The 24,660-nt window shown below is 59.6% G+C and carries 23 protein-coding genes and 1 tRNA gene; 6 read left to right on the plus strand and 18 right to left on the minus strand.

What is annotated here, in order from left to right; translation table 11 throughout:
- Positions 1–14 precede the first annotated feature (14 nt).
- The gene (locus ATE40_RS16650) at positions 15–1,007 is read left to right on the plus strand and encodes a LacI family DNA-binding transcriptional regulator (protein ID WP_025160221.1); all 993 of its coding nucleotides are present in this window, start codon (positions 15–17) and stop codon (positions 1,005–1,007) included.
- Positions 1,008–1,097: 90 nt separating this feature from the next.
- Here the strand turns inward: ATE40_RS16650 and ATE40_RS16655 are convergent, their stop codons facing one another.
- From ATE40_RS16655 to ATE40_RS16665, 3 genes are read right to left on the minus strand one after another with little or no spacing between them, the layout of a single operon-like run.
- Positions 1,098–2,495 (minus strand): c-type cytochrome, encoded by a 1,398-nt coding sequence (locus ATE40_RS16655; RefSeq protein ID WP_063917964.1) that lies wholly within the window; start codon positions 2,493–2,495, stop codon positions 1,098–1,100.
- Positions 2,492–4,144, minus strand: a complete 1,653-nt coding sequence (locus tag ATE40_RS16660; protein WP_063917965.1) for a GMC family oxidoreductase — start codon at positions 4,142–4,144, stop codon at positions 2,492–2,494. Before ATE40_RS16660 ends, ATE40_RS16655 begins: the two co-directional genes overlap by 4 nt.
- Entirely contained in the window at positions 4,141–4,728 is a 588-nt protein-coding gene (locus tag ATE40_RS16665) for a sugar dehydrogenase complex small subunit (protein ID WP_019455671.1), read from the minus strand. The genes ATE40_RS16660 and ATE40_RS16665 overlap by 4 nt, the downstream gene beginning before the upstream one ends.
- Positions 4,729–5,476: 748 nt before the next feature.
- Between ATE40_RS16665 and ATE40_RS16670 the strand changes: the two genes are divergently transcribed.
- Both ATE40_RS16670 and ATE40_RS16675 read left to right on the plus strand, forming a co-directional pair.
- Positions 5,477–6,427: a 2-hydroxyacid dehydrogenase gene (locus ATE40_RS16670; RefSeq protein WP_063917966.1), complete on the plus strand. Its 951-nt coding sequence runs from the start codon at positions 5,477–5,479 to the stop codon at positions 6,425–6,427.
- Positions 6,428–6,514: 87 nt separating this feature from the next.
- Positions 6,515–7,825 carry an MFS transporter gene (locus ATE40_RS16675; RefSeq protein ID WP_019455669.1) on the plus strand — a complete coding sequence of 437 codons (1,311 nt, stop codon included), beginning with the start codon at positions 6,515–6,517 and terminating at the stop codon, positions 7,823–7,825.
- A 204-nt stretch (positions 7,826–8,029) separates the two neighbouring features.
- Here the strand turns inward: ATE40_RS16675 and ATE40_RS16680 are convergent.
- From ATE40_RS16680 to xerD, 6 genes are all read right to left on the minus strand, one after another.
- A tRNA-Gly gene (locus ATE40_RS16680) sits at positions 8,030–8,103 on the minus strand.
- A gap of 147 nt (positions 8,104–8,250) precedes the next feature.
- Complete coding sequence (lysS, locus tag ATE40_RS16685) at positions 8,251–9,768, minus strand: lysine--tRNA ligase (RefSeq protein WP_019455668.1); 1,518 nt, start codon at positions 9,766–9,768, stop codon at positions 8,251–8,253.
- Positions 9,769–9,777: 9 nt separating this feature from the next.
- Positions 9,778–10,876, minus strand: a protein-coding gene (prfB, locus tag ATE40_RS16690) for a peptide chain release factor 2 (RefSeq protein ID WP_100219139.1) whose coding sequence is annotated in 2 segments (ribosomal slippage) — positions 9,778–10,800 and positions 10,802–10,876 — 1,098 coding nt in all. Because the reading frame shifts where the segments join, the coding sequence is not laid out codon by codon here.
- A gap of 166 nt (positions 10,877–11,042) precedes the next feature.
- On the minus strand, positions 11,043–12,776 hold the full coding sequence (recJ, locus tag ATE40_RS16695; protein WP_019455665.1) for a single-stranded-DNA-specific exonuclease RecJ: 1,734 nt from the start codon (positions 12,774–12,776) through the stop codon (positions 11,043–11,045).
- 6 nt (positions 12,777–12,782) lie between these two features.
- Positions 12,783–13,499 carry a bifunctional protein-disulfide isomerase/oxidoreductase DsbC gene (gene dsbC, locus ATE40_RS16700; RefSeq protein ID WP_063917967.1) on the minus strand — a complete coding sequence of 239 codons (717 nt, stop codon included), beginning with the start codon at positions 13,497–13,499 and terminating at the stop codon, positions 12,783–12,785.
- A 26-nt stretch (positions 13,500–13,525) separates the two neighbouring features.
- Positions 13,526–14,446, minus strand: a complete 921-nt coding sequence (xerD, locus tag ATE40_RS16705; RefSeq protein WP_154747450.1) for a site-specific tyrosine recombinase XerD — start codon at positions 14,444–14,446, stop codon at positions 13,526–13,528.
- Positions 14,447–14,531: 85 nt separating this feature from the next.
- Between xerD and fldB the strand changes: the two genes are divergently transcribed.
- On the plus strand, positions 14,532–15,050 hold the full coding sequence (fldB, locus tag ATE40_RS16710) for a flavodoxin FldB (RefSeq protein ID WP_019455662.1): 519 nt from the start codon (positions 14,532–14,534) through the stop codon (positions 15,048–15,050).
- A 36-nt stretch (positions 15,051–15,086) separates the two neighbouring features.
- Here the strand turns inward: fldB and creD are convergent, their stop codons facing one another.
- The 5 genes from creD to sdhE all read right to left on the minus strand — a co-directional run bounded on the left by creD (position 15,087) and on the right by sdhE (position 19,311).
- Positions 15,087–16,451: a cell envelope integrity protein CreD gene (creD, locus tag ATE40_RS16715; protein WP_019455661.1), complete on the minus strand. Its 1,365-nt coding sequence runs from the start codon at positions 16,449–16,451 to the stop codon at positions 15,087–15,089.
- 80 nt (positions 16,452–16,531) lie between these two features.
- Complete coding sequence (creC, locus tag ATE40_RS16720; RefSeq protein WP_063917968.1) at positions 16,532–17,950, minus strand: two-component system sensor histidine kinase CreC; 1,419 nt, start codon at positions 17,948–17,950, stop codon at positions 16,532–16,534.
- Positions 17,947–18,642, minus strand: a complete 696-nt coding sequence (gene creB / locus ATE40_RS16725; RefSeq protein ID WP_019455659.1) for a two-component system response regulator CreB — start codon at positions 18,640–18,642, stop codon at positions 17,947–17,949. Before creB ends, creC begins: the two co-directional genes overlap by 4 nt.
- Positions 18,642–19,064: a protein YgfX gene (locus ATE40_RS16730; RefSeq protein ID WP_019455658.1), complete on the minus strand. Its 423-nt coding sequence runs from the start codon at positions 19,062–19,064 to the stop codon at positions 18,642–18,644. The genes creB and ATE40_RS16730 overlap by 1 nt, the downstream gene beginning before the upstream one ends.
- The gene (gene sdhE, locus ATE40_RS16735; RefSeq protein WP_019455657.1) at positions 19,045–19,311 is read right to left on the minus strand and encodes an FAD assembly factor SdhE; all 267 of its coding nucleotides are present in this window, start codon (positions 19,309–19,311) and stop codon (positions 19,045–19,047) included. The genes ATE40_RS16730 and sdhE overlap by 20 nt, the downstream gene beginning before the upstream one ends.
- 321 nt (positions 19,312–19,632) lie before the next feature.
- On the opposite strand from sdhE, the gene ygfZ reads away from it, so the two are divergent.
- A complete protein-coding gene (gene ygfZ / locus ATE40_RS16740; RefSeq protein WP_063917969.1) occupies positions 19,633–20,625 on the plus strand; it encodes a tRNA-modifying protein YgfZ in 993 nt (330 codons plus the stop codon).
- Between the two features lie 38 nt (positions 20,626–20,663).
- Here the strand turns inward: ygfZ and ATE40_RS16745 are convergent, their stop codons facing one another.
- Entirely contained in the window at positions 20,664–21,161 is a 498-nt protein-coding gene (locus ATE40_RS16745) for a DUF2165 family protein (RefSeq protein ID WP_063917970.1), read from the minus strand.
- Positions 21,162–21,311: 150 nt separating this feature from the next.
- A complete protein-coding gene (trhA, locus tag ATE40_RS16750; RefSeq protein WP_063917971.1) occupies positions 21,312–21,986 on the minus strand; it encodes a PAQR family membrane homeostasis protein TrhA in 675 nt (224 codons plus the stop codon).
- A 183-nt stretch (positions 21,987–22,169) separates the two neighbouring features.
- Between trhA and ATE40_RS16755 the strand changes: the two genes are divergently transcribed.
- Positions 22,170–22,778, plus strand: coding sequence for an HD domain-containing protein (locus tag ATE40_RS16755; protein WP_025304127.1), 609 nt, complete (start codon positions 22,170–22,172; stop codon positions 22,776–22,778).
- 40 nt (positions 22,779–22,818) lie between these two features.
- On the opposite strand, the gene rbsK is transcribed toward ATE40_RS16755, so the two are convergent.
- Together rbsK and alsK are read right to left on the minus strand one after the other, a co-directional pair.
- A complete protein-coding gene (gene rbsK, locus ATE40_RS16760) occupies positions 22,819–23,745 on the minus strand; it encodes a ribokinase (protein ID WP_019455653.1) in 927 nt (308 codons plus the stop codon).
- Positions 23,742–24,650: an allose kinase gene (gene alsK / locus ATE40_RS16765; protein WP_019455652.1), complete on the minus strand. Its 909-nt coding sequence runs from the start codon at positions 24,648–24,650 to the stop codon at positions 23,742–23,744. The genes rbsK and alsK overlap by 4 nt, the downstream gene beginning before the upstream one ends.
- Positions 24,651–24,660: the final 10 nt, after the last annotated feature.

A 24,660-nucleotide genomic window follows, 5' to 3' on the forward strand; every position in this document is an offset into this window, starting at 1 on the left:
GATGAGAATCAATGGTGAAGTCGCAGCGAATTACGTTAAATGACATAGCTGTACTGGCGGGTGTCACCAAAATGACGGTCAGTCGCTATCTGCGCACGCCGGAGAGGGTGAAACCAGAAACGGCGGCGCGCATTGCCAGCGTGATCGAGGACGTCGGCTATCAGGCCGATCCTGACAACCCGACCCTCTCTGCCAACAGCCCTCCCCTGATCGGCGTTCTGGTCCCTTCCTTTAACAATCTGATCTTTGCTGACGTGCTTGCGGGCATTGAATCTGTGTCGTCTGTGCAGGGCTATCAGACGCTGGTGGTCAATTATGACTACAACAGCAAACGTGAAGAGGAGCAAATTGCCGCCATTCTGGCTTTTAAGATCAAAGGGCTGCTGCTGACCGAGTCGGTCCATAGCCTGCGGGCGGAAAAATTCCTGCGGGCGGCGAAGATACCCGTTGCCGAAATTATGGGGCTATCGGGCAACGCAGATCGAATTAACGTGGGTTTTGACAATGTCAAAGCCGGCTATGACATGACCACCATGCTGCTGGCTAGCGGTAAAAAGCGCATTATCTATTTTGGTTCAATGTCTGATATCCGCGATGAACAGCGCTATGCGGGATACTGCCAGGCGATGGCGAATCAGGATTTGCCTACCGGGCGCATTTCCCCCAATAAGGTCTCTTCCATTTCGATCGGGACAGGCATGATGACGCTCGCGAGCCAAATGTACCCGGATATGGACGGTATTCTCTGCACCAATGACGATCTGGCCGTGGGGGTGCTGCAGGAGTGCCTGGCAAACGGCATCCGCGTCCCCGCGCAAATCGCCATTGCCGGATTTCACGGTCTTGAGATCGGGCAGGTCATTACTCCCAAACTGGCCAGCGTACTGACGCCACGGTATGAAATGGGGAAAGTGGCGACAGAGATCATCATAAAGAAAATCAAAGGGCTGCCGACCATTGAGCACGTCGATCTCCACTATCGCCTGTCGATGGGGGAGACGATATAGCTTGCCCTGCCGGTTTCGTCTGCGGAAAAGCCCGCCTTGCGCCGTTCAACTTCAGCCAGGCGGCGTCGCCCACCTGGCCGTTCCCTCCCCTTAACGCGCCTTACGGCGACGGAGCCAAAATAGTATCAGCAGGATGACGACTATCGCGCCGCCGGCCATGCCCGGCAGAATCATCGGCTGCGCGCGTGCCAACAGCGGTTTCGGCCCCCCGGCGCGCACTTCACTCACGTCGGCCTCGGTCACGCTCAGCCTACTGTTGCCGTATTTCTGCAGCACGAAGTTCGCAATATCGGCAACCTGCTTATCCGTCAGCTCGCCGATGTAAGAACCGGCCCCAAAGCTCGGCATCAACACATGCTTACCGTCAACCCGGCGATCGACCCCCTGCAGAATAACGGCTATCAAATTTGACGGGTTGCTCGCTGCCGTGGTGGAGTTATTGAACAGCGATGGGTAGGCCTGGTTAAGGCTGCCGCTGCCGTCCGGCTGATGGCAACTGGCGCAGTAACCGCTGTAAAGCACCTCGCCGCTATTGAGCGTGTGGTTGGCGTTGGGCGAGTTCACGCCGCGCAGGTTGCGCTCGACGTTGTAGTGCGCCAGGCTAAGACTGGCGCTCTGACGATCGTCGCCCTGCGCAGGCACGCTCTTCAGGTAAATCGCTATCGCCCGCAGCTGCCGGTCGGTAAGGTATTGGAAGCTGTGCTCAACGGCCTCGGCCATCGGCCCCGCCGCTTGCGCGCGCCCTTCCACCCGGCCGGTTTTCAGATAGTCCATCAACTCCTGCTCGCTCCAGCTGCCGATGCCCTCCTGACGATCGGCGGTGATATTTGGCGCGTACCAGGCGCCCAGCGAAGCCCCCATCAGGAAACGCGAGTTGTCTTCCGCCATCAGCACATTACGCGGCGTATGGCAGGTTCCGCAGTGAGCCGGGCCCTGCACCAGCGCGGCCCCTTCGTTCCATGCGTCATCCTTTGTCGGATCCGCGACGTAGCGCCGATTGTCCAAATAGAGCATATTCCACACCGCCATGGAGAGACGGATATTGAACGGGAACGGCAGATCGGTGTAGTGCTCGGCCGGTTCATCGACCGGGGCGACGCCATGCATAAAGTAGGTATACAGCGCATGGATCTCGTCATCACTCAGACGGGTGTAGGCGGTGTAAGGCATTGCCGGGTAGAGATGCGAGCCATCTTTGCGGATCCCGGATCGCAGCACGTCGGCAAACTCAGCTTCGGAATAGCCACCGATGCCGTATTTCACCGATGGGGTAATATTGGTGGCGTAGATGGTGCCCATCGGGGAAGCGATGCCATATCCCCCGGCAAAAGGTTTGCCCTGCTGCTGCGCATTCGTATGACAGGCCATGCAGTCCGAGGCGATAGCCAGCGCCTGCCCTTTAGCGATCAGATCGCCGTCCCGAGCGTGCGCCGCGAGGCCGCATCCCAGCAGCAGCGCCGCCGCCAACGAGTGGGTTACTTTATTCATTTGCTCTCCAGGGCGCGCAGTACGTCATTGGCCGCCTTAAGCCCAAGCGCCGCCATCGTCAACGTGGTGTTGACGACGCTGGCCGAAACCATCGCGCCTCCGCCCGGGATCCAAAGGTTGTCATGATCGTGAGCGCGGCAGTTACCGTCCACCACCGAGTTGCTGGGATCGCTGCCCATGATCGTGCCGCCCATAATGTGGTTGTTGGCATTCAGCTTGTCGTTAATCACAAACTCTTGCGCATCAAACAAGTCGCCGATCTGGCGCAGCTGAGTTTTGACCACTTCCAGCCCTTTGCGCACGTAGTCGCCGACGTCGTAGTGGATATCCGGGCAAGCCAGGCCATGTTTGTCTTTGCGGGTTGGGCTCAGCGTTAGGCGGTTATTCGGATCCGGCAGCGGTTCCAGGCTGATGGAGAGATCCACCGAGCGGCTGGCGCGGTCGCGCACTTCCTCCTGCAGCACCTTGCCGACCTTGCCCGTTTTCAGCACCTCCAGGGCGGATGGGATAACCCGATTGATGTTATTGATGATGATCTTGTTGGCGGAATGGTCGCTGCGGAAGGCGCCGTCGCGATACCCCACCATGCAGCTGCTCTGCGCCGGACCGCGGCCAACCCACAGAGGCTCACGCGCCAGGAAGGAACAGTGCAGGCCGGAGTGGTCCATCATGTTGCGCCCCACCTGATCCGAGCTGTTCGCGATGCCGTTCGGGTTCTTTTCGTTGGCCGCCAGCAGCAGCAGGCGCGGGTTTTCAATCCCATTGCAGGCCAGAACGAACGCTTTGCCGATCGCCCGATGAGAGCTGTGTGTGGTGTCGTACCAATGGACGGCAGTGACGCGGTTATTGTCGTCGGTGTCGATTTTGTACACCACCGCTTCGGGGATCACCTTCGCCCCTTTGTGTTCGGCCCGTTCAACGTGGTGAATGCCGTTGTACATCGCTCCGATCGGACAGATCGGTTGGCAGTTGTTGTTACCGCAGCAGGTGGGCCGCCCATTCCAGGGCCGAGTGCTGCGACCTTGCGGAATGGGCACCGATTTGAAACCGTGAGGATTTACAATCTCCGCGATACGCCGGTCGCCGTAGGCCCAGGGCACCATGTCCATCGGGTAAGGCCCACTGCGTTCCGCAGGGGACTGCCACTCCGGGTTGTTCGGGCCGGCAACGCCGATCTCCTCTTCGGCTTTGGCGTACCACGGTTCGATTTCTTGGTAGGAAATCGGCCAGTCTCGCCCTACGCCGTAGAGGGATTTCATGCGAAAGTCATTGGGGTGATTGCGCCAGCAGGAGGCGGCCCAATGCCAGGTGGTTCCCCCCACCACGCGCAAGTAGCCCTGCTTAAAACCAGATCCATTGGGGCCGGTCAGCTTGATATAGTCGTTTTCCGGGAAATAGAGCGGTGCGGTGGCGTACTCCGATTGAGGGTAAAGTCCCTGGAAGTCCGACCCCGCACGGTTGTGCAGCGGCATATTGCGCCAGTTTTCCACCGCCTGAGCGCGCTCAATGCGCGGGCCGGCTTCAAGCACCAGCACCGAATATCCCTGGCTCACCAAAGTATCCGCCATCAGGCCGCCCACGATGCCGGAACCGACAATGACGACATCGGCTTCAGCATCGCCGGCAGCATTTATGATTGGGCTTTTCACGCGGGCTCCTTATCTTTTTCGGCAAATAAGGCAGGCAAATCTGTTGCGGGAATAGCGGGTTGGCGGGTCACGCCCGGCGGCAGGCCGGTCCACCACAGGGGGCCAAAATTACACCAGGTCGGCACAATCAAAGCATCCTGCACCGTGCGGTACATCAGCGCCTCTTTATAAGCGATCAGCTGGCCATGTTCGGCGTTTGAAGGATCTACGGTTCCGGTATACCACGCGGTCACAATTGCCTGGATCAGCTCACTCTGCCCCTGCTCGATCGCCTTTCGGTTAAAGGCTTCCGCATCTGTGGTTTGTTGGCTCAGGATGAACAGGGCGTTGAGCTGTGGGTTCAGCTGCGGAAAATGCTCGCGCAGTGCAGAAAAATAGCGGGCGGAGAGCGTGACGTCCAGATCGTCAAACGCCGTAATTTTCCTCGAAATTTGCAAAAATTGCGCGTATTCAATGGGCGAAGCGGCAATCTGAGCCCGTTCCGCATAGGTGATATTTGAATAAGGTAACAGGCTGGCGGTGACGATTACGCCCACCATTTTTGCCAGCGCCTCCCTGCGGGTAAGCACGGTTTGCAACGACATAGTTAGCTCCAAAATAATTATGTTTTTGTATAGTTTTTTTTAATATGTATCAGAATGCATGCAAACCAAAATGAAAAATGGCATCTAAATGAGGAATAGCATTAAAAGATCAAGGTGTTATGGCGTTGCCGTTTTTTGCACCGACGATAAACTCACGGTGCATTAATGACATAATAAAAACGCGCGACGAATTACCCGGAAAATAACTCGGCGTAATTTATGTCGTGAATGGATTCGACCCGACGCAATATTTAAATGCCAAACGTTAGCCGTATTTACGAGAGGGGCGTGCCCTTGTGCGACATCTGAAATAACGCTCGTGCACCATTATTCAGGTGGTGGATGAGGGAGGTTTTCCGCCGGCAGTCTGAGCCGCTGCGGGATCGTCTTTGACATGACGGAATAAACGCCGGCCTATCTCACGGCTTTTCGCCGCTTAAAACCATGACAAAAATCACTTAATGGCATGTTACGAAACGGCGTTACTTATCCTGTGATCCACAGCAGATAATCGCTGGATATTCACCGATTCCAACAGGGTTGATAGGTTTCACTGACCCGGCCACCGGCATAATGTGCTTATTCCCCCTGATAATAACTGACAGAAATAATGAAATTGCACACCAGATCACGCCAGCAGTAACACGGTTTTTTAACACTCTTTGGCGTGATGCAGATCGCAAAAACAAGCGGTAAAAAAACGTCTGATACAGGATATCCCATTTTGTTTTCAGACAGGATCGCAACCATGCATACTGACACTCAACCTACCGTTTTACTTATCGCGCCGGTCATGGACGCTTTACAGATCGCGTTGGACGCCAGTTACCGGGTATTCCGTCTCTATGAACAATCTGACATTTCGGCCTTTTTGGCTCGCCATGGCGCAGAGGTTCGGGCGGTGGTCACCCGTGGCGATGTGGGGGTCACCCGAGAGATGCTGGAACAGCTGCCGCAGGCCGGCATGATTGCCGTCTTTGGGGTGGGCACAGACGCTATCGATCTCAACTACACCCGGGAGCGTGATATCCACGTCGGGATCACCGCCGGCGTGCTGACCGATGATGTGGCCGATCTGGCGATGGGGCTGCTGCTGTCCGCCAGCCGCCGCCTGTGCCAAGGGGACCGCTTTGTGCGTGAAGGCCGCTGGGAAACGACGCCGCCACCGCTGGCGACCAAAGTGAGCGGCAAACGCATCGGCATTTTTGGCATGGGGAACATCGGCCAAGCCATCGCCCGACGAGCCAAAGGCTTTGATATGACCGTCCTGTATACCGATCGCCAGCGCAAAGGCGGCCTGGACTATCAGTGGTGCGCCGATCTGCATGCGCTCGCAGCACAGAGTGATTTTCTGGTGATCGCAGCGTCTGGCAGTGCGGAGAACCGCGGGATTATTGATGCTAGCGTATTTGCCGCCATGCCCGATCGCGCCTGGCTTATCAATATCGCCCGCGGCAGCCTGGTCGATGAACCGGCGCTGATAACGGCGTTACAAAATCATGTTATCGCCGGGGCCGCTCTGGACGTATTTGAAAACGAACCCCATGTACCGGCGGCGCTCTTGGCTCTCGAGAATGTTCTGCTTCAGCCCCACGTGGCCAGCGCTACCGTAGAAACCCGCCAGGGAATGAGCCAATCCGTTTTGGATAATCTGGCTGGTTATTTTTCCCATCAGGATATTCCTGGCTTAATTCAATAAAAATGATCGCCTGAATGGCGAACCATCATTTTTATTCAGCCTAACAAAATATCCGCTTATCGTGGCGGATATCATCGAGGCGTTACTATGACCGATAAAATACCAGGAACTCGCTGGCTGCGGGTTATCGCGCCGATCCTTATCACCTGCATTATTTCATTTATGGATCGCGTTAATATCAGCTTTGCTCTGCCGGGCGGCATGGAACAGGATTTAGGCATTACCAGCCAGATGGCTGGCGTGGCCAGCGGTATCTTTTTTATTGGTTATTTATTTCTGCAGATTCCCGGCGGACGGCTGGCGGTTTACGGTAGCGGCAAACGTTTTATTGCCTGGTCGCTCGTGGCCTGGGCGATTGTCTCTATCGCTACCGGGTTTGTCACCCATGAATATCAGTTGCTCGCGCTGCGTTTTATTCTCGGAGTCTCCGAAGGTGGGATGTTGCCGGTGGTGCTGACCATGGTAAGCAATTGGTTCCCGGAAAAAGAACTGGGCCGGGCCAATGCCTTTGTCATGATGTTTGCGCCATTGGGAGGGATGCTGACCGCCCCGGTTTCCGGCGCGATTATTGCCGCCCTCGACTGGCGCTGGCTGTTCATTATCGAAGGCTTATTGTCGATCGTGGTGTTGACCATTTGGTGGCTGGTGATCAGTGACCGCCCGGAAGAAGCGCGTTGGCTACCGGCCAAGGAACGCGAATACCTATTGACCGAGCTGGCCCGGGAGCGCAAAGCGCGAGAAGGGATGGCGCCGGCGGCCAAAGCGCCGCTCAAAGCCGTGTTCCGTAACAAAGGATTGATGCGCCTGGTCGTGCTGAATTTCTTCTACCAAACCGGTGACTATGGTTATACGTTGTGGCTGCCCACCATCTTGAAGAACCTGACCGGCGGCAGCATGGCTAATGTTGGCGTGCTGGCGATCCTGCCGTTTATTGCCACTCTGGCGGGGATTTATGTGATTTCGCTGTTCAGCGATCGCAGCGGTAAACGCCGTTTATGGGTGAGGATCTCCCTGTACTGTTTTGCGGCGGCGCTGGTGGCCTCGGTAATTCTGCATGAGCATGTGGTGGCCGCTTATATCGCGCTGGTGGTATGCGGCTTCTTCCTTAAAGCGGCAACCAGTCCATTCTGGTCCATTCCCGGGCGCATTGCGTCGGCAGAAGTCGCCGGCAGCGCACGCGGGGTGATCAACGGGCTGGGCAATCTCGGTGGGTTCTGCGGCCCCTATCTGGTGGGCGTCATGATTTATCTGTATGGGCAGAATGTCGCGGTTTGCGCGCTGGCCGTATCGCTGCTGCTGGCAGGCACCATCACCTTCCTGCTGCCGAAAGAGTGCGATCGCGCCGGCGGAGAAACCGACGACCGCCTGCCATCAGGGGCTAAACAGAAGTGGAGTTAAGCGGCAATAGCGCGGTGTGGGCAGCGACGGCGGCTCACACCCGCGTCAGGCTTGGGTGGCGCGTTGTTTATCGCGCCAAAACGCAGGACCAGGGGGTGAGATGATCACAAGCCAACTCGATACCCAAACGGTAATGCGGCTCGGTGAGAAATCGTCTTTTCTGAAAGTGGTTATAACTTAATGAAATGATACATAAGGAGATTTTGGAGCGGGTGAAGGGAATCGAACCCTCGTATGCAGCTTGGGAAGCTGCCGTTCTACCATTGAACTACACCCGCATCGGTGTGCGACAGGCATTATAACCGGTTATCGGCGGCGGGCAAGCGGAGATGGTGCGTAACTGTCGATGTTTTAAGCGGTTAAGTTCCGTGGGCGAAAAAAAACCGGCGCAGCTGCCTGCACCGGTTGTTGCACGCTAAACGCGATTACTTCTGCGGGCGCATCGCCGGGAACAGAATCACGTCGCGGATGGTGTGGCTGTTGGTGAACAGCATCACCATGCGGTCGATACCGATGCCCAGGCCGGCAGTCGGCGGCAGGCCGTGCTCCAGCGCGGTGACGTAGTCTTCGTCGTAGAACATCGCTTCGTCGTCGCCGGCGTCTTTGGCGTTCACCTGGTCGGCGAAGCGCTGCGCCTGGTCTTCGGCGTCGTTCAGCTCGGAGAAGCCGTTGCCGATTTCACGGCCGCCGATGAAGAACTCGAAGCGGTCGGTGATTTCCGGGTTAACGTCGTTGCGGCGCGCCAGCGGCGACACTTCAGCCGGGTACTCGGTGATGAAGGTCGGCTGAATCAGATGGCTTTCCGCCACTTCTTCGAAGATCTCGGTCACGACGCGGCCCAGACCCCAGCTCTTCTCAACCTTGATGCCGATGGATTCGGCGATGGCCACCGCTTTGCCCATGTCGGCCAGATCAGCCAGATCGGTTTCCGGACGGTATTTCTTGATCGCCTCGGTCATGGTCAACTTCTCGAACGGCTTGCCGAAATCGAACACTTCGTCGCCGTACTGCACCTGAGAGGTACCCAGCACTTTCTCGGTCAGGGTGCGGAACAGGCTCTCGGTCAGTTCGATCAGGTCTTTGTAATCCGCGTAAGCCATGTAGAGTTCCATCATGGTGAACTCTGGGTTATGACGCGGAGAAACGCCTTCGTTGCGGAAGTTGCGGTTGATTTCGAACACGCGCTCAAAGCCGCCGACCACCAGACGCTTCAGATACAGTTCCGGCGCGATGCGCAGGTACATGTCGATATCCAGCGCATTGTGGTGCGTGATGAATGGACGCGCGGACGCGCCGCCCGGGATCACCTGCATCATCGGGGTTTCGACTTCCATGAAGCCGCGTTCCACCATAAAGTTACGGATAGCGGACATCACCTGCGAACGCACTTTGAAGGTGTTGCGCGATTCTTCGTTGGCGATCAGATCCAGATAACGTTGACGGTAACGGGTTTCCTGATCCGCCAGGCCGTGGAATTTGTCCGGCAGCGGGCGCAGCGCTTTGGTCAGCAGACGCAGTTCGGTGCAGTGGATCGACAGTTCGCCGGTCTTGGTTTTGAACAGTTTGCCGCGCGCGCCGAGGATATCGCCCAGGTCCCACTTCTTGAACTGGTCGTTGTACACGCCTTCAGCCAGGTCGTCGCGCGCGACGTACAGCTGAATGCGGCCGCCCACGTCCTGCAGCGTAACGAAGGACGCCTTGCCCATAATGCGGCGAGTCATCATGCGGCCGGCGACGGTCACTTCTACGCCCAGCGCTTCCAGCTCTTCGTTGTCTTTATCGCCGTACGCGGCGTGCAGTTTGTCGGAGGTGGAATCGCGACGGAAGTCGTTCGGGAACGCAATGCCGTTCTCGCGCAGGCCGGCCAGTTTCTCGCGGCGGGACTGCAGTTCGTTATTGAGATCCAGCGCCTGATCGGCGCCCTGTACTTGTTGTTCAGACATTTCTATTCCTCATAACCCGGCTTTCAAACTTGCCTCAATGAATTTATCCAGGTCGCCATCCAGTACGGCCTGCGTGTTACGCGTTTCGACGTTGGTGCGCAAATCCTTGATGCGGGAGTCATCCAGCACGTAAGAACGGATTTGGCTGCCCCAGCCGATGTCGGACTTGTTGTCTTCCATCGCCTGTTTATCAGCATTTTTCTTTTGCATCTCAAACTCGTACAGCTTGGCTCGCAGCTGTTTAAACGCTTGATCCTTGTTCTTATGCTGAGAACGATCGTTCTGGCACTGCACCACGATGTTGGTTGGCAGGTGAGTAATACGTACGGCGGATTCGGTTTTGTTGACGTGCTGACCGCCCGCACCGGAGGCGCGGTACACGTCGATGCGCAGATCCGCCGGGTTGATATCGATATCGATATCGTCGTCCACTTCCGGGTAGATGAACACCGAACTGAACGAGGTGTGGCGACGACCGCCGGAGTCGAACGGGCTCTTGCGCACCAGGCGGTGCACGCCGGTTTCAGTGCGCAACCAGCCGAACGCGTAGTCGCCGATGATCTTGATGGTGGCCGATTTCAGGCCCGCGACGTCGCCGTCGGACTCTTCGATCACTTCGGTTTTGAAGCCTTTGGCTTCGGCCCAGCGCAGGTACATGCGCAGCAGCATGCTGGCCCAGTCTTGCGCCTCGGTGCCGCCGGAACCGGCCTGGATGTCCAGGTAGCAGTCGGCGCTGTCGTATTCGCCGGAGAACATGCGACGGAATTCCAGCAGCTCAAGCTTGGCGATCAGTTGATCCAGCTCGGCGACCGCTTCGTTGAAGGTCTCTTCATCGTCGGCTTCCACCGCCAGTTCCAGCAGCCCGCTGACGTCTTCGCCGCCCTGCTGCAGTTGATCGATGGTTTCAACGATGGTTTCCAGCGCGGCGCGCTCTTTGCCGAGCGCCTGTGCGCGCTCAGGCTCGTTCCAAACGTCCGGCTGCTCCAGCTCGGCGTTGACTTCTTCTAGGCGTTCCTTCTTGGCATCATAGTCAAAGATACCCCCTAAGAACCGCAGTCCGCTCGGACAGGTCCTGAATTCGGTTTTTTACCGGATTAATTTCAAACATGGTTTCGTTCTTTTACGTTGATGTCGTCGATGGCGGAATGCCATTGGAACCGCTAATTCTAACGGATCCGGGCGGCAGTTTATAGCGAGTTGGTCAGTTTTTGTGGCGATCGGGTAGGATGCAGGGGATTGGAGAGCCCAATCCCCGAATTGCGTTCAATTTCGCCTCAGCGCGGCCAAAGATGCTGGATCAACAGCTGCACGTTGCGGTTGCCGCGAAACTCATTGACGTCGAGCTTGTAGGCCAATTCCACTTCGCGCACGCTGCTGTCCGGCCACAGCGTGGTGTCCACGTTGAAAGCGATGCCGTCGAGCAGCGGGCCGCCGCCGAGCGGCTCCACCATCAGCTTCAGGTGTTTCTCGCCCACCAACCGCTGCTGCAGAATGCGGAACTTGCCGTCGAAGGTCGGTTCCGGGAACGCCTGGCCCCACGGGCCGCCCTCGCGCAGCAGCTCCGCCGTCGTCAGCGACAGCTCCTGCATCGCCAGTTCGCCGTCAGACCAGATAACCCCTTCCAGCATCGCCGGATCGAGCCACTCCCCCACCAGCTCGCCGAAACGCTGGCGAAACTCGTCGAATTTGGCTTCTTCCAGCGACAGCCCGGCCGCCATCGCGTGGCCGCCGAACTTCATCATCAGCCCAGGGTTCAGCATATCCAGCCGCTCCAGCGCGTCGCGCATGTGCAGGCCTGGCACCGAACGGCCTGAGCCTTTCAGGATGCCGTCGCCCGCCGGCGCGAACGCGATCACCGGACGGTGGAAACGCTCTTTGATACGCGAAGCGAGGATGCCCACCACGCCCTGATGCCATTCCGGGTGATACATCGCCAACCCGTAAGGCAGCTCGGTGCTGGTGCGCTCCAGCTGATCGCACAGCTGCAAGGCCTCCACCTGCATGCCCTGCTCGATCTCGCGGCGCGTCTGATTCAACGCATCGAGATCGTTGGCCAGCATACGCGCCTGAGCAATGTCGTCGCTCAGCAGCAGTGCCACGCCGATCGACATGTCGTCCAGCCTGCCGGCGGCGTTGAGGCGCGGGCCGAGGGCGAAACCGAGATCGTTGGCCGCCAGTTGGCGGGCGTCGCGGTTGGCCACCTCAAGCAGCGCGCGGATGCCTGGGCGGCATTTGCCGGCGCGAATACGGTTTAACCCCTGATACACCAGAATGCGGTTGTTGGCGTCCAGCGGTACCACGTCAGCCACGGTGCCGAGCGCCACCAGATCCAGCAGTTCCGCCAGATTGGGCATCGCCAGGACGCGCTGCTCGAACCAGCCGCTCTCCCGCAGGCGGGCGCGCAGCGCCAGCATCAGATAGAACGCGACGCCCACCCCGGCCAACGACTTGGACGGGAAAGCGCAGCCGCGCAGGTTGGGATTGACGATCGCTTCGGCCGCCGGCAGGGTCTCGCCCGGCAGGTGGTGATCGGTCACCAGCACTTGCATGCCCTTGGCGTGCGCCACGTCGACGCCGGCGTGGGAAGAGATGCCGTTATCGACGGTGACGATCAGCTCCGCGCCGCGCGCCGCCGCCTGTTCCACCACTTCGGGGCTCAGGCCGTAACCGTCTTCGAAGCGGTTCGGCACCAGATAGTCGACGGCAGCGCCGCCCATGCTGCGCAGCGCCAACACCGTCAGCGCAGTGCTGGTGGCGCCGTCGGCGTCGAAATCGCCCACCACCATGATGCGGCGGCCGTCAGCCAGCGCCTGTTGCAGCAGGCTGACCGCGGCGTCGATGCCGTCCAGCTGTTGCCAGGGCAGCATACCTTTGACGCCGCGCTCCAGTTCTTGCTCAGCCTGCACGCCGCGCAGGGCGTAAAGCCGCCGCAGCAACGGCGGCAAACTGGCGGGCAGATGCGTGTCGTCCGCCGCCGGGCGGCGGCGTAGTTGCGTTTTGATACTCACCGGCGATTAACCACCGGCTTTGGTAGCGGCCTGGTGCGCGTCCAGCATGGCGGCCATCTCTTTCGGCCCCTGATAGCCTGGAATCATCATGCCGTTTTCCAGGATGATCGCCGGCGTGCCCTGAATGCCGAACTGCACGCCCAGCTCGTAATGCTTGCTGATGTCGGTTTTGCAGGTCGCCGGGGAGATGGCGTCGCCCTTCATGGCGGCGTCAAACGCCTTGGCCTTGTCGGCGGTGCACCAGATTGACTTCATGTCTTTTTCAGCCTGGGAGGCCAGCCCCTGGCGCGGGAACGCCAGGTAACGCACGGTGATGCCCAGATCGTTGTACTCTTTCATCTGCTGGTGCAGCTTGTGGCAGTACCCGCAGGTGATGTCGGTGAACACGGTGATCACGTGTTTTTCTTTCGGCGCCTTGTAAACGATCATCTGATCTTTCAGCGCGTCCAGCTTGGTGCTCAGCAGCTGATTGGTCACGTTGACCGGCTCTTTGCCGCTGACGTCGAACAGCGGGCCTTGCAGAATGTGCTTGCCGTCTTCGGAAGCGTACAGTACGCCGCTGTCGGTCAGCACCGTTTTCAGGCCGGCGACCGGCGAAGGCTGCACGTCCGCCTGCTGGATGCCCAGACCGGCGAGCGCTTTTTTGATCGCTGCGTCATCGGCATGGGCGGCGCCGGCCACCGAAGCCACCAGCAGAGAAAGCAGCATTAAACCTTTTTTCATTGTTCCAATCCTTTCGAACCCGCCGCTCAGGCGCGCGGGTGATGCTGTTGATGTAGCTGTTTCAGTCGTTCGGTCGCTACATGAGTATAAATTTGCGTGGTCGAGAGATCGCTGTGCCCTAACAACATCTGTACGACACGGAGATCGGCCCCATGGTTCAGCAAATGGGTGGCGAACGCGTGCCGCAGCACGTGCGGCGACAGACGCTCGCTGTCGATGCCTGCAAGGATCGCATAGTGTTTGATGCGATGCCAGAACGTCTGTCGGGTCATTTGCTGGCAGCGGGTGCTGGGGAACAGCACATCCAGCGTCTGGCCGTTGACCAGCCAAGGGCGGCCATGTTCCAGATAATTTTCGATCCAGTAAACCGCCTCTTCGCCCAGCGGCACCAGCCGCTCCTTGTTGCCCTTGCCGATCACCCGCACCACGCCCTGGCGCAGGCTGACGTCGCTGATGCTCAGCCCCACCAGTTCGGAGACTCGCAGCCCGGTGGCGTACAGCACTTCGAGCATCGCCTTGTCGCGCAGCTCCAGCGGCTGATCGACGCAGGGCGCCTGCAGCAGCGCATCGACCTGCGCCTCGCTCAGATCCTTCGGCAAACGCTGCGGCAGCTTGGGGGAAGCCAGCTGCGCAGTGGGATCGTCGGCACGCAGTTTTTCGCGGTACAGATACTGAAACAGGCGACGCATGGCGCTCAGCAAGCGCGCGGAACTGGTGGCCTTGTAGCCGCCGTCCACCCGCTCGGCGAGAAACGCCTGCAGATCCAACGCCTGCGCCTGCAGCAAGGTGGTGTTTTGCTGGCCAAGCCAGGCGCCCAGGGCCTGTAAATCCAGCCGGTAAGAGGCCAGCGTATTTTCCGCCAGATTACGCTCAAGCCACAGCGCATCCAGGAATTGTTCAATCAGCGCATTGTCTTGCTGTTGCACGCGGTCCTCTCTTTGTTGCATTTCCACCCGCGCCATTATGCCTTAAGCCGGCGCAAATCAGGTATACTCGCTGCAATTCTCTAAACAGCAACGTAACGGTTTACACATGAAGATTGGTCTGTTTTACGGCTCCAGCACCTGCTACACCGAGATGGCGGCGGAAAAAATCCGTGAGATTCTGGGTGAGGACCTGGTCGACCTGCACAACCTGAAAGACGTCTCGCCCAAGCTGATGGAGGAGTATTCCATTCTGATCCTCGGCATCCCAACCTGGGATTTCGGCGAGTTGCAGGAAGATTGGGAAGCGATCTGGCCGCAACTGCCGGCGCTGGATCTGAAAGGCAAGATCGTCGCCATGTACGGCATGGGCGATCAGCTCGGTTACGGTGAGTGGTTCCTCGACGCGCTGGGCATGCTACACGATCACATCGCGCCGCTGGGTGTACAGTTCATCGGCTTCTGGCCGACTGAGGGCTTCGAGTTCACCAGCCCCAAACCGCTGAGCGCCGACGGCAAACACTTTGTCGGCCTGGCGCTCGATGAGGTCAACCAATACGATCTGAGTGAAGAGCGCCTGCAGCAATGGTGCGAACAGATCCTGTTGGAAATGGAGCCGCTGCTGTAACCGCTATCGGGCGCTTAACGCGCCCGATTTCCCCGCTTATTTCCACAGCCGGAAACGTGGCTCTTCTTCGCTGGCTGGCGTTTCCTTTGTCAGACGCGCCGGATCAGCCACCTGATACCAGTCCAGCTTGCGCGTCAGCAGCATGATGCCCGCCAGAATGGCGAACAGCAGCCCTGCCCCCAGCACCAACGCATTGTCCTCCGACTGCAATAGCAAATAGAGCACGCCGTACAACAACAATAAGCTCGCGGCGAACAGCGCACCGCGCAACTTGCCGCGCAGTACGGCGCTCAGATAGAAGGCGATCAGCCCGCTGCAGGCGATGCTGGCCGCCAGGTAAGCGAGAGCGAACCCCAGGTGTTCGGAAAAGGCCAGCAGAATCAGGTAGAACAGCACCAGCGCCGCACCGACCAACAGATATTGAATCGGGTGCACTCGCAGCCCGGTCAGGGTTTCGAACAGGAAGAACGCCATAAACGTCAGCCCGATAAACAGCAGCGCGTATTTGACTGCGCGCTCGGTCAGCTGATAGTGATCGACCGGTTCGACCAGGCTGGCGCTGAAGGCCGGCAGCTTATCCTCGTCGATAATGCCATCATCGTAATAGAACGCACTGTTGATGTTGTTGGCAAACCAGGTGCTGCGCCAGCGAGCGCTAAACCCCTGCTCCGTCACCTTGCGTTCGTCCGGCAGGAAGTTGCCGAGGAAATTCGGATGCGGCCAGTTGCTTTGCAACTGCAGTTCGCTGCTGCGCCCCAGCGGCACCAGCGACAGGCTGCTGGTGCCCGCCAGCGTCAGGGTGAAATCGGCGTTCAGTCCCTCTTTTTGTTGCAGCGCCGCCAGCGTCAGCGGTGCGTGGATCCCCTGGCGCAACGATCCCACACCGGTGCCCGGCTCAAAGGCCACCGGCTGCGGTGTTGCCAGCGGAGAAATGCTCTTGATGCCGCGAGAGTCGCTCAGCGCTACCAGTAAGAACGGCTGGCCGACGGTCACGTTGGCGCGTTGCAAATCCGTCAGCTCCGGCTGACCGAAACGCACCTTGAAGTTCAGCGGCCCTTGGTAAACCTGCGTCTGATAAATACCCAGCTTGCGCACCTCCACATTCGGCGCCCCCTGCACCTGAAGCGACTCCGGCAACAAATAGCGGTAATGCTGCACCCGCTGCACCACCGTTTGCCCTTTCTCGTCTTTCTTCTCTTCTCGTTCGACATAAGGAATGACAATCAACGGGCCGAGCACGCGCTGTGCCCCGCTGGTGCTGTCGCTCACCTGCCCGACCACGCTTTGCCGATAGCCGCTGCGTTCGTCGATCACGCTCATCAGCTGGGCGATGGGAATCAACATCACCAACATCAATCCCAGCAACGTGGTTATTTTCCAGAAAAGTACCGATTTCATCATGCTCACTCCTTGTAGGTAATGAGGTCACGATAAAACCCGCAGGTGAAATCAGAATGTGGTTATGTGAAGGGAAGGTGAAGTCACAGCGATAACATGAACGTCGCTTCCACCCCGTGCGGCTGGCGGTTGCGCAGGTGAATGCCGCCATGATGCAGACGGGCGACTTCCTGCACGAAGTTCAGGCCCAGCCCGCTGCTTTTCGGGCGTTCGGCGCGCGGCAGCGAATAAAAACGCTCGAACACCTTATCGAGCGCATAGTCAGGAATGCCGCTGCCGTCGTCGCAGACGCTAATGCAGTAATGCTGTTCCCGCCGTTCGCCCCGCACGCTGACGCAACCACCCGGCGGGGTAAAGTCGATCGCGTTGTCCAGCAGGTTGGTCAGCGCCTGGCTGATCAGCAACGCATCGCCGTTCAGCGTCACCTCCGCCAACGTATCCAGTTGCAACCTGACGCCGCGCTGCGTCGCCTGCGCCTCTTTACCCGCCACCGCCTGGTCGATCAACGCCGCGATAGCGATGGGCGCCGTCTCCATTTCAGGCCGGCTCTCCAGCCGCGCCTGCACCAGCAGTTTATCCACCAGCTGCTGGATACGCGCGCTTTGCTGCTCGATGTTGGTGAGAAAACGCCGGGCGGTTTCCGGCGGCGGCAGCTCCTGCAACAGCTCCGCCGCGCCCCTGATCGCCGCCAACGGGCTTTTCAACTCATGCGTCAGGGTATGCGCATACTGTTCGATATAAGCTTTGCCTTCCAGCTTAAGGCGCATGCTCTCCAACGCCTGCGCCAGTTGCGTCAGCTCCTTGCCGCCCACTTTGGGCAGCGGCGCGTTTTCCCCCTGCGCCACCCCGTCTGCATAGCGCACCAGCCGGCCTATCGAGCGGTTGATCCACCACACAAATACCGCCCCGATCAGCAACGCGATCCCCAGCAGCAATGCGCCGGCCCACAGAATGCGCCGTTCGCTGCGTTTGATCACCGGCGCCATGGTGCTGTTGGGTTTGCCCACGGTGAGCACACCGATAATGCGCCCTTGTTCTATCACCGGCGCGGCCACATACATCACCGAACTGTTTTCATCCTGTGGATCGCTGCGGGTGCTGCGGGCGCCGTACTGGCCGCGCAGCGTTCGATAAACGTCATTCCAGCGCGAATAATCCTGCCCCAGCGCGCGGCCGGCGGAATCGAAGATGACCCTGCCCCGCGCATCGGTAAGATAGACGTGGTATTCACTGCGATCCTTGCGGATGCCGGAGATATTGGCGCCGATCGGCCGCTGATTCAGCTGCATAAACGCCTGCGCCAGTTGGCCATGCGCCGCATCGCCGCGCTGCATGTCCTGACGGGCGATTTGCGCCAGCAGGTTGGCGGTGTCCACCAGCGTGCCTTCGGTAGCGCGCCGCACACCGGGCTTAACTTCCTGGACGAAAATGCTCAGCACGAAATACCCGGCCACCGCCACGATCAGAAAATATCCCAGCAGCAGACGCAGGCCAATTTTCATGGCTGGCGGCTCACGCTGTAGCCCAATCCCCGGTGGGTGTGGATCGGCGGTTCACCCGGCTCAACCGCACGCAGCTTGGCACGCAGCGTTTTGATGTGGGTATCGACGGTGCGATCCAGACTTTCTTCCGCCTGCGCCCAGACGCTTTCCATCAGTTGCTGCCGCGAGAACACCCGTCCGGGTGCCAACAGCAGAGTTTTCAGCAGCAGGTATTCGTAACGGGTCAGCGGCAGCGGCCGCTGGTGATAGCAGATGATGGCGGCGTCTTCGTCGAGGACGAAAGCGCCGAAATGGTAGAGCGCGCTCTGCTGCAGGCGCTGCTGCTTATGCAGGCGGCGCAAAATGGTACGCACCCGGGCGCTGACCTCGCGAGGGGAGAACGGTTTGGCGACATAGTCATCGGCACCGATCTCCAGCCCGATCAGGCGATCCACTTCATCACTGCGGGCGGTAAGAAACAGAATCGGCAGATCGGCCGCCTGAGCCAGCAGGCGGCGGCACAATTCAAAGCCGTTGATATCCGGCAAACCGACATCGAGGATAGCGAGCGCGGGCGCGCCCTGCGCCAGCGCCTGCAACGCCGGCTCTGCGCGTTCGAACCAGCGCACCTCGAAGCCTTCGCTCTCCAGCGTGTAAACCAGCGTATCGGCAATGCTGGGTTCATCTTCCACCAACCAGAGTACGGGTTTCATCAGTGCTCCTCGCCGTCACCCGCCGGAGGATACAGCAACAGCTGCCGCAGATGGCGCCACTCCTCCTTGCCCATGCAGTCGGAAGCCAGCCACAGCCGGCGGCGCTTTTTGCCCTCCATCGGCTGCAGCGTCAACAGCATGCCGTAGCCCGGCATCCAGGGTTTTTTCGCCAGCTGCCATTCGCGGCCGTGCCAGCTGAAGCGCCGGTCTGCCAGCAGCCGCAGTTCACCCTGCACCGCCGCGATGCGCTTCTGGCTGCGAATGCACTGAAACACCACCAGCGTCAGCAACACCAGCCAGAGCGGGCCAAAGCCTTCCGGCCAGGGCGAAATCAGGATCAGCAGGATCAGAACCCCGTGGGTCAACAGGGAAAACAGCTGGGTGCGCCAGGAAATACGGATATCACATCGCCACTGGGCCACGGTCTTTATTTCGCGTTTGGATCAGGGTCACCATTCTTTGCAGCTCGCTGTCCTGCGGCGCGCCATGATTCATCAGCCAGTTGAACAAATCGGGATCGTCGCACTCCAGCAGGCGGATGAACAACGCCTTGTCCGCGTCATTCAGGCTGTCGTATTCGTATTCGAAGAACGGCATGATGGAGATGTCCAGCTCGCGCATGCCACGGCGGCAAGCCCAGTGAATACGTGCTTTGTTGTTAATATCCATGTTGTTATGACTCACCTCTTTTCAGCGCGGCAGCGCCAGCGCAGGGTTCAAATGACACACTGTATGGCAACGCCGTCGCAATATAATTCCATCAGCCGGGGGATCTGTCTGCAAGGGCGCCCTGGCCGCAAGCCTATAGAGTAACAATTTGACATACACGCCGGGAAGCCGCTTGGAGGTGGAAAACGCAATAAAGCGCAAAATGCCAAAAAAAGCGCCCCCCGGCACCGCGGCGCGAATAACAGTTTGCAAAGCCCGCCGCCTCTTTTACCATGGGTTCAATACCCTTCAGGTAAGCTAAACGTTGAGCAGGAACTTACTATGGCGCATAACATTCCATTCCCACCCCGTCAGCCCTCCGCTTCCACCCATCTTCCCCTGACGCTGATCTCGCTGGAAGATTGGGCGCTGGTGACGCTGAACGGGCCGGACACGGTGAAATATCTTCAGGGCCAGGTGACGGCGGACATCGACGCGCTGGCGGCCGATCAACACGTGCTGTGCGCCCACTGCGACGCCAAGGGCAAAATGTGGAGCAACCTGCGTCTGTTCCGCCGTGGCGAAGGCTTCGCCTATCTGGAGCGCCGCAGCGTGCTGGACAGCCAGCTGGCTGAAATCAAAAAATATGCGGTGTTCTCCAAAGTCACCATCGCCGCCGACAATGACGCGGTGTTGCTGGGCGTCGCCGGTTTCCAGGCGCGCGCCGCGCTGGCGGGCCTGTTCGCCACGCTGCCGAGCGCCGAGCACCCGGTGGTGCAGGAAGGCGAGACCACGCTGCTGCACTTCAATGCGCCGGCGGAGCGTTTTCTGCTGGTGACTCGCCCCGCCGTGGCCGAACAGCTGATCGGCAAACTGCACGATCAGGCGGAGCTGAATGACAGCGGCCAGTGGCTGGCGCTGGAGATCGAGGCCGGTTATCCGGTTATCGACGCCGCCAACAGCGCGCAGCTGATCCCACAGGCCACCAACCTGCAGGCGCTGGAAGGCATCAGCTTCAGCAAGGGCTGCTATACCGGTCAGGAGATGGTGGCGCGCGCCAAGTTCCGCGGCGCCAATAAGCGTGCGCTCTACTGGCTGGAAGGTAAAGCCGCCCGCGCCCCGCAGGCGGCGGAAGATCTGGAGCTGCAGCTGGGGGAAAACTGGCGCCGCACCGGCACCGTACTGGCGTCGAGTCAGTTGGCCGACGGCACGCTGTGGGTGCAGGTGGTGATGAACAACGATCTGGATGCCGACAGCAAGCTGCGGGTACGCGAAGATGCCGCCAGCCAGCTGGCGATCAAACCGTTGCCCTACTCGCTGGCCGAAGAGAAATAATCCGCCGGCCGCAGGCGCCCTGCCTGCGGCCGTCTTAATTACTCGTCCAACTCCCCATCGCGCTGCACCAGGTAGATCAGCACCAAGATGATGGTGACGAAGAAGTGAAACGCACTCGGTACGCCGTTCCATTGCTGCGACATCCACATGCCGAACCACTCTCCCCCAATCGACATAAAGCCGACCTGCCAGGTGAGGAAGCCCAGCGTCAGCCCCATTACCGCCAGCTTTTTCCGGCCGTTGAAAGCGTTAGCGGGCAGTTTCAGGCCGCCCAGCAGGCGCAGGCCGCCGATCCAGCACAGCAGCGCGGTCAGACTCTCCAGCGTAATGATGAAAATATAGCCGGCGTGATGCAGCCACGGTGTCTGTATCGAGCGGTAGCCGATGGTGGCGTCGGGGAAAAGAGTGTCCATCATAAAGACGTGGCGCACGAAGGCGAAGTTGGAGCCGTAATCGGTGATATTGCCGAAGGCCACCAGCGAAGCGAACAAGGCGATAGCGCAGACCAGCAGCGCTTTGGATAAGCGAACGATCATCTTAGTGAGTCCTGAACAGAGGTGAGAGAAACGGTATGCGGGCTCAGAAATGAAGGAACGGGCTTGCTGGATACCCGAAAGAAGCAAGCGCCTCTTTTTTAAAACAAAAGAGGCGCCAGTGCAATACGCATTCAGACGTAGCGGCAACGCTTAGACGTACAGGTAGATCGCCATGAAATGGCAGGCGCTGCCGCCGAGCACGAAGGCGTGCCAGATGGCGTGGCCAAAGCGAATGCGCTTGGAAGCGTAGAAAATCACGCCCAGGGTATAGACCACCCCGCCGATCGCCAGCAGCGTGACGCCGCCGGCCTCCAGCCGCGTAACCAGCTGATAAATCACGATCAGCGACAGCCAGCCCATCGTCAGGTAGGTCACCAGCGACAGGGCTTCAAAACGGTGGGCGAAGGCCAGCTTGAACAGTACGCCAAGCAGCGCCAACCCCCAGATTACCGCCATCAAGCCCTTCGCCAGCGGCGAATCCAGCCCTACCAGCAAGAACGGGGTGTAAGTGCCGGCAATCAGGAGATAAATGGCGCAGTGGTCAAATTTTTTCAGCCAATGCTTGGCCTTTTGATGCGGAATCGCATGGTACAGCGTAGAAGCGAGAAACAGCAGGATCATGCTGCCGCCATACAGGCTATAACTGGTGATGGCCGTCGCATCGGCGCCGGTATTCACCGCCTGCACCAGCAGCAACACCAGGCCGACAATACCGAACACCAGCCCGATGCCGTGGCTGATGCTGTTGGCGATCTCTTCCGCCCACGGATAAGCCGCGGCGACGATCTTATCGGCCCCGGTTTTCACTACGTCCGTTTTCCCCATAACGCGCAACCCCTCAAAATGCCCTGCTTTGTGCGAAATTAACGCAAAGCAGCTTAACTGAGAATAATTCCAGTGTACACGTGTACGCTAAAATAAAAATGTGAACGCGTGTAACCATCGAAATCCCCCGCCCGCTGGTCTACAATCGTCAGGCTTCAACCCACCCACCTTGAGGTTTACACCATGTCATCCGCTGTACCCGCGTTAGATTTCGGTTCAATGACCCAGGTCATCCAGTTCCTGATGGAAATCGATAAGTTGAAAGGCGTACAACGCCGCACCAAGGTACTGGGCACCCAGCGCCAGGAAAACTCCGCCGAACACAGCTGGCATTTCGCCATCGCCGCCATGAGTCTGGCGCCCTACGCCGGTGATGACGTAGACATTCAGCGCGTGATCCAGATGGCGCTGCTGCATGACATCGTGGAAATCGACGCCGGCGACGTGCTGGTCTACGATCTGGCGGCCCGCGCGGCGATCCACGATCAGGAAGTGGCGGCGGCGCGCCGTCTGTTCGGCATGTTGCCGGAGGCTCAGCGCGAGTATTTCACCGCTTTATGGCAGGAATATGAAGACGGCGAAAGCGCCGATGCACGCTTTGCCTTACTGCTGGATCGCACCATGCCGATGCTGATGAACCTGCACAACGAAGGCCAGAGCTGGGTAGAAAACGGCATCAGCCTGGAGCAGGTGCTGGCGCGCAATGCATCGATCGCTGACGTACACCCCGAGCTGTGGCACCACATGGAGCAACATCTACGGGATGCGCAGCGCAAAGGCTGGTTGAAGTAAGGGGACCGGGCTGCCGCCTCTGCGCAGCAGCCCGTCGCCGTCACGCGCACGCCCGTTGGCGCGCCAGCGCCTCGTCATAGCTCGGCATCGACACCGCCGCTCCCGCTCGCTCCACGCAGACCGCCGCATAGGCGGCGGCGAAGCGCACCGCCTCGGCTAACGGCACCTGATTCGCCAACTGCGCCGCCAGGGCGCCGTTAAACGCATCGCCCGCGCCGGTAGTGTCTTTCGGCTGCGCCGGAAACGCCGGGATCAGCTCGCTGCGCTCCCCGTCCGAGAACAACGCCCCCTGCGTGCCCAGCGTCACGATCAGCAAGCGAATGCCCTTGGCGTGCAGCACCTGCGCCGCCTGCCGCGCTGAAGCCTCATCCCGCACCGGCACGCCGGTCAGCAACGTGCATTCGGTGGCGTTGGGCGTCAGCAGATCGACCTGCGCCAGCAGGCTGTCCGGCACCGGCTGAAACGGCGCCGGGTTGAGAATGATGAACGTCCGCGCCTCACGGGCGATAGCGATCACCTGCTCGATCGCCGGCAGGTTGTTCTCCAGCTGGGTCAGCAGAATATCCGCCGCGGCGATCGCCGGCCGGCACTGGCGCACCTCATCGTCGCTGACCGTCAGATTGGCGCCGGGATCGACGGCGATCATGTTCTCCGCATCCTCGCCGGCAACGTAGATAAGCGCATTGCCGGTCGGGCAATCGCCGGTCGAGAACAGCGTCACCGCATCGAAGCCGGCGGCGGCGAGATGACGCCGGGCGAAGGCGCCGAAGTCGTCGCGCCCCACCTTGCCGATATAATGCACCCGCGCCCCGGCGCGCAGCGCGGCGGTGGCCTGATTGGCGCCCTTGCCGCCCGCCCCCATCATACTGTTGCGGGCAATCAGCGACTCGCCGGGCTGCGGAAAGCGCGCCATGCCGGCGACGATATCCAGGTTGAACGAACCGAACACGCAAACTTTGCCTTTCATTGCTGATACTCCCTGCTCAATTGGAGGTGGCGCCGGGCGGCCAGACAGGCGCCTTTGCTGCCGGTTTCATCGCTGAGGCGGCTGACGGAGATCGTCAGCCCCTGTGCCGGCTGCGGCCCGCGCAAATGGCGGCGGATCTCTTGCTCCAGCTGCGCCAACGGAAAACCGCTCATGGCGATCACGCCGCCGCCCAGGATCAGCCGCTCTGGATCGAGCACATTCATTTCGATGGCGATGGTCTGCGCCAATCGATCGACGAAGCGGCGCAGATCAGGATGATCGCCGTGGCATTCGAACAGCCGCTCGAACGGCGTTTGCGGCGCGTTGGCGCGCGCCCAGCCGGTCAGCCAGTGGCCGGAGGTCAGGCTCTCGACGCAGCCTCGTTTGCCGCACGGGCATTCACCCTGATGGCCTGGCCAAGGAATGTGCCCCAGCTCGCCGGCGGCGCCGTGCGCCCCGTGGTAAAAATCACCGTTCAGCCACAGGCTGTTGCCCATGCCGGTGCCCAGATACAGCCCCACTGCCACCTGCGGCAGCGCCGGCAGCTGCTGCAGATCCCACCACAACAGGTGGTTGACGTCCTTGTCCATTCGCACCGGCAGCGTCAGCCGTTCGCTCAATAACGCCGCCACCGGCTGGGCATCCAGCGCCGGGATAAACGGCAACGACAACACCCGAGAACGATCGCGGCTGAGGATCCCCGGCAGCCCCAGCATCACCTGCACCACCTGACGATCCTCGCAATGCCGGGCGATAAGATCGCCCAACGCCGCCAGCGGATCGGCCCGCTGCGCCCAATCGGCGGTCGCTATCTTGCGGTAACCGCTGAACTCGCCTTCATCATCCATCAACAGCAGGCGGGTATTGGTGCCGCCGACGTCAACGCCAAGAAAATGCCGCATCATATCCCCCGCC

The organism is Serratia surfactantfaciens (assembly GCF_001642805.2).
In the GTDB taxonomy this organism is placed as follows: domain Bacteria; phylum Pseudomonadota; class Gammaproteobacteria; order Enterobacterales; family Enterobacteriaceae; genus Serratia; species Serratia surfactantfaciens.

Coding starts and splice junctions, on each gene's coding strand:
- ATE40_RS16670 (WP_063917966.1), top strand. CDS start 5,477: ATGCATACTGACACTCAACCTACCGTTTTACTTATCGCGCCGGTCATG.
- ATE40_RS16675 (WP_019455669.1), top strand. CDS start 6,515: ATGACCGATAAAATACCAGGAACTCGCTGGCTGCGGGTTATCGCGCCG.
- dsbC (WP_063917967.1), bottom strand. CDS start 13,499: ATGAAAAAAGGTTTAATGCTGCTTTCTCTGCTGGTGGCTTCGGTGGCC.
- ATE40_RS16655 (WP_063917964.1), bottom strand. CDS start 2,495: ATGAATAAAGTAACCCACTCGTTGGCGGCGGCGCTGCTGCTGGGATGC.
- ygfZ (WP_063917969.1), top strand. CDS start 19,633: ATGGCGCATAACATTCCATTCCCACCCCGTCAGCCCTCCGCTTCCACC.
- ATE40_RS16665 (WP_019455671.1), bottom strand. CDS start 4,728: ATGTCGTTGCAAACCGTGCTTACCCGCAGGGAGGCGCTGGCAAAAATG.
- trhA (WP_063917971.1), bottom strand. CDS start 21,986: ATGGGGAAAACGGACGTAGTGAAAACCGGGGCCGATAAGATCGTCGCC.
- xerD (WP_154747450.1), bottom strand. CDS start 14,446: ATGCAACAAAGAGAGGACCGCGTGCAACAGCAAGACAATGCGCTGATT.
- alsK (WP_019455652.1), bottom strand. CDS start 24,650: ATGATGCGGCATTTTCTTGGCGTTGACGTCGGCGGCACCAATACCCGC.
- rbsK (WP_019455653.1), bottom strand. CDS start 23,745: ATGAAAGGCAAAGTTTGCGTGTTCGGTTCGTTCAACCTGGATATCGTC.
- lysS (WP_019455668.1), bottom strand. CDS start 9,768: ATGTCTGAACAACAAGTACAGGGCGCCGATCAGGCGCTGGATCTCAAT.
- ATE40_RS16745 (WP_063917970.1), bottom strand. CDS start 21,161: ATGATCGTTCGCTTATCCAAAGCGCTGCTGGTCTGCGCTATCGCCTTG.
- creD (WP_019455661.1), bottom strand. CDS start 16,451: ATGATGAAATCGGTACTTTTCTGGAAAATAACCACGTTGCTGGGATTG.
- ATE40_RS16755 (WP_025304127.1), top strand. CDS start 22,170: ATGTCATCCGCTGTACCCGCGTTAGATTTCGGTTCAATGACCCAGGTC.
- creB (WP_019455659.1), bottom strand. CDS start 18,642: ATGAAACCCGTACTCTGGTTGGTGGAAGATGAACCCAGCATTGCCGAT.
- creC (WP_063917968.1), bottom strand. CDS start 17,950: ATGAAAATTGGCCTGCGTCTGCTGCTGGGATATTTTCTGATCGTGGCG.
- sdhE (WP_019455657.1), bottom strand. CDS start 19,311: ATGGATATTAACAACAAAGCACGTATTCACTGGGCTTGCCGCCGTGGC.
- fldB (WP_019455662.1), top strand. CDS start 14,532: ATGAAGATTGGTCTGTTTTACGGCTCCAGCACCTGCTACACCGAGATG.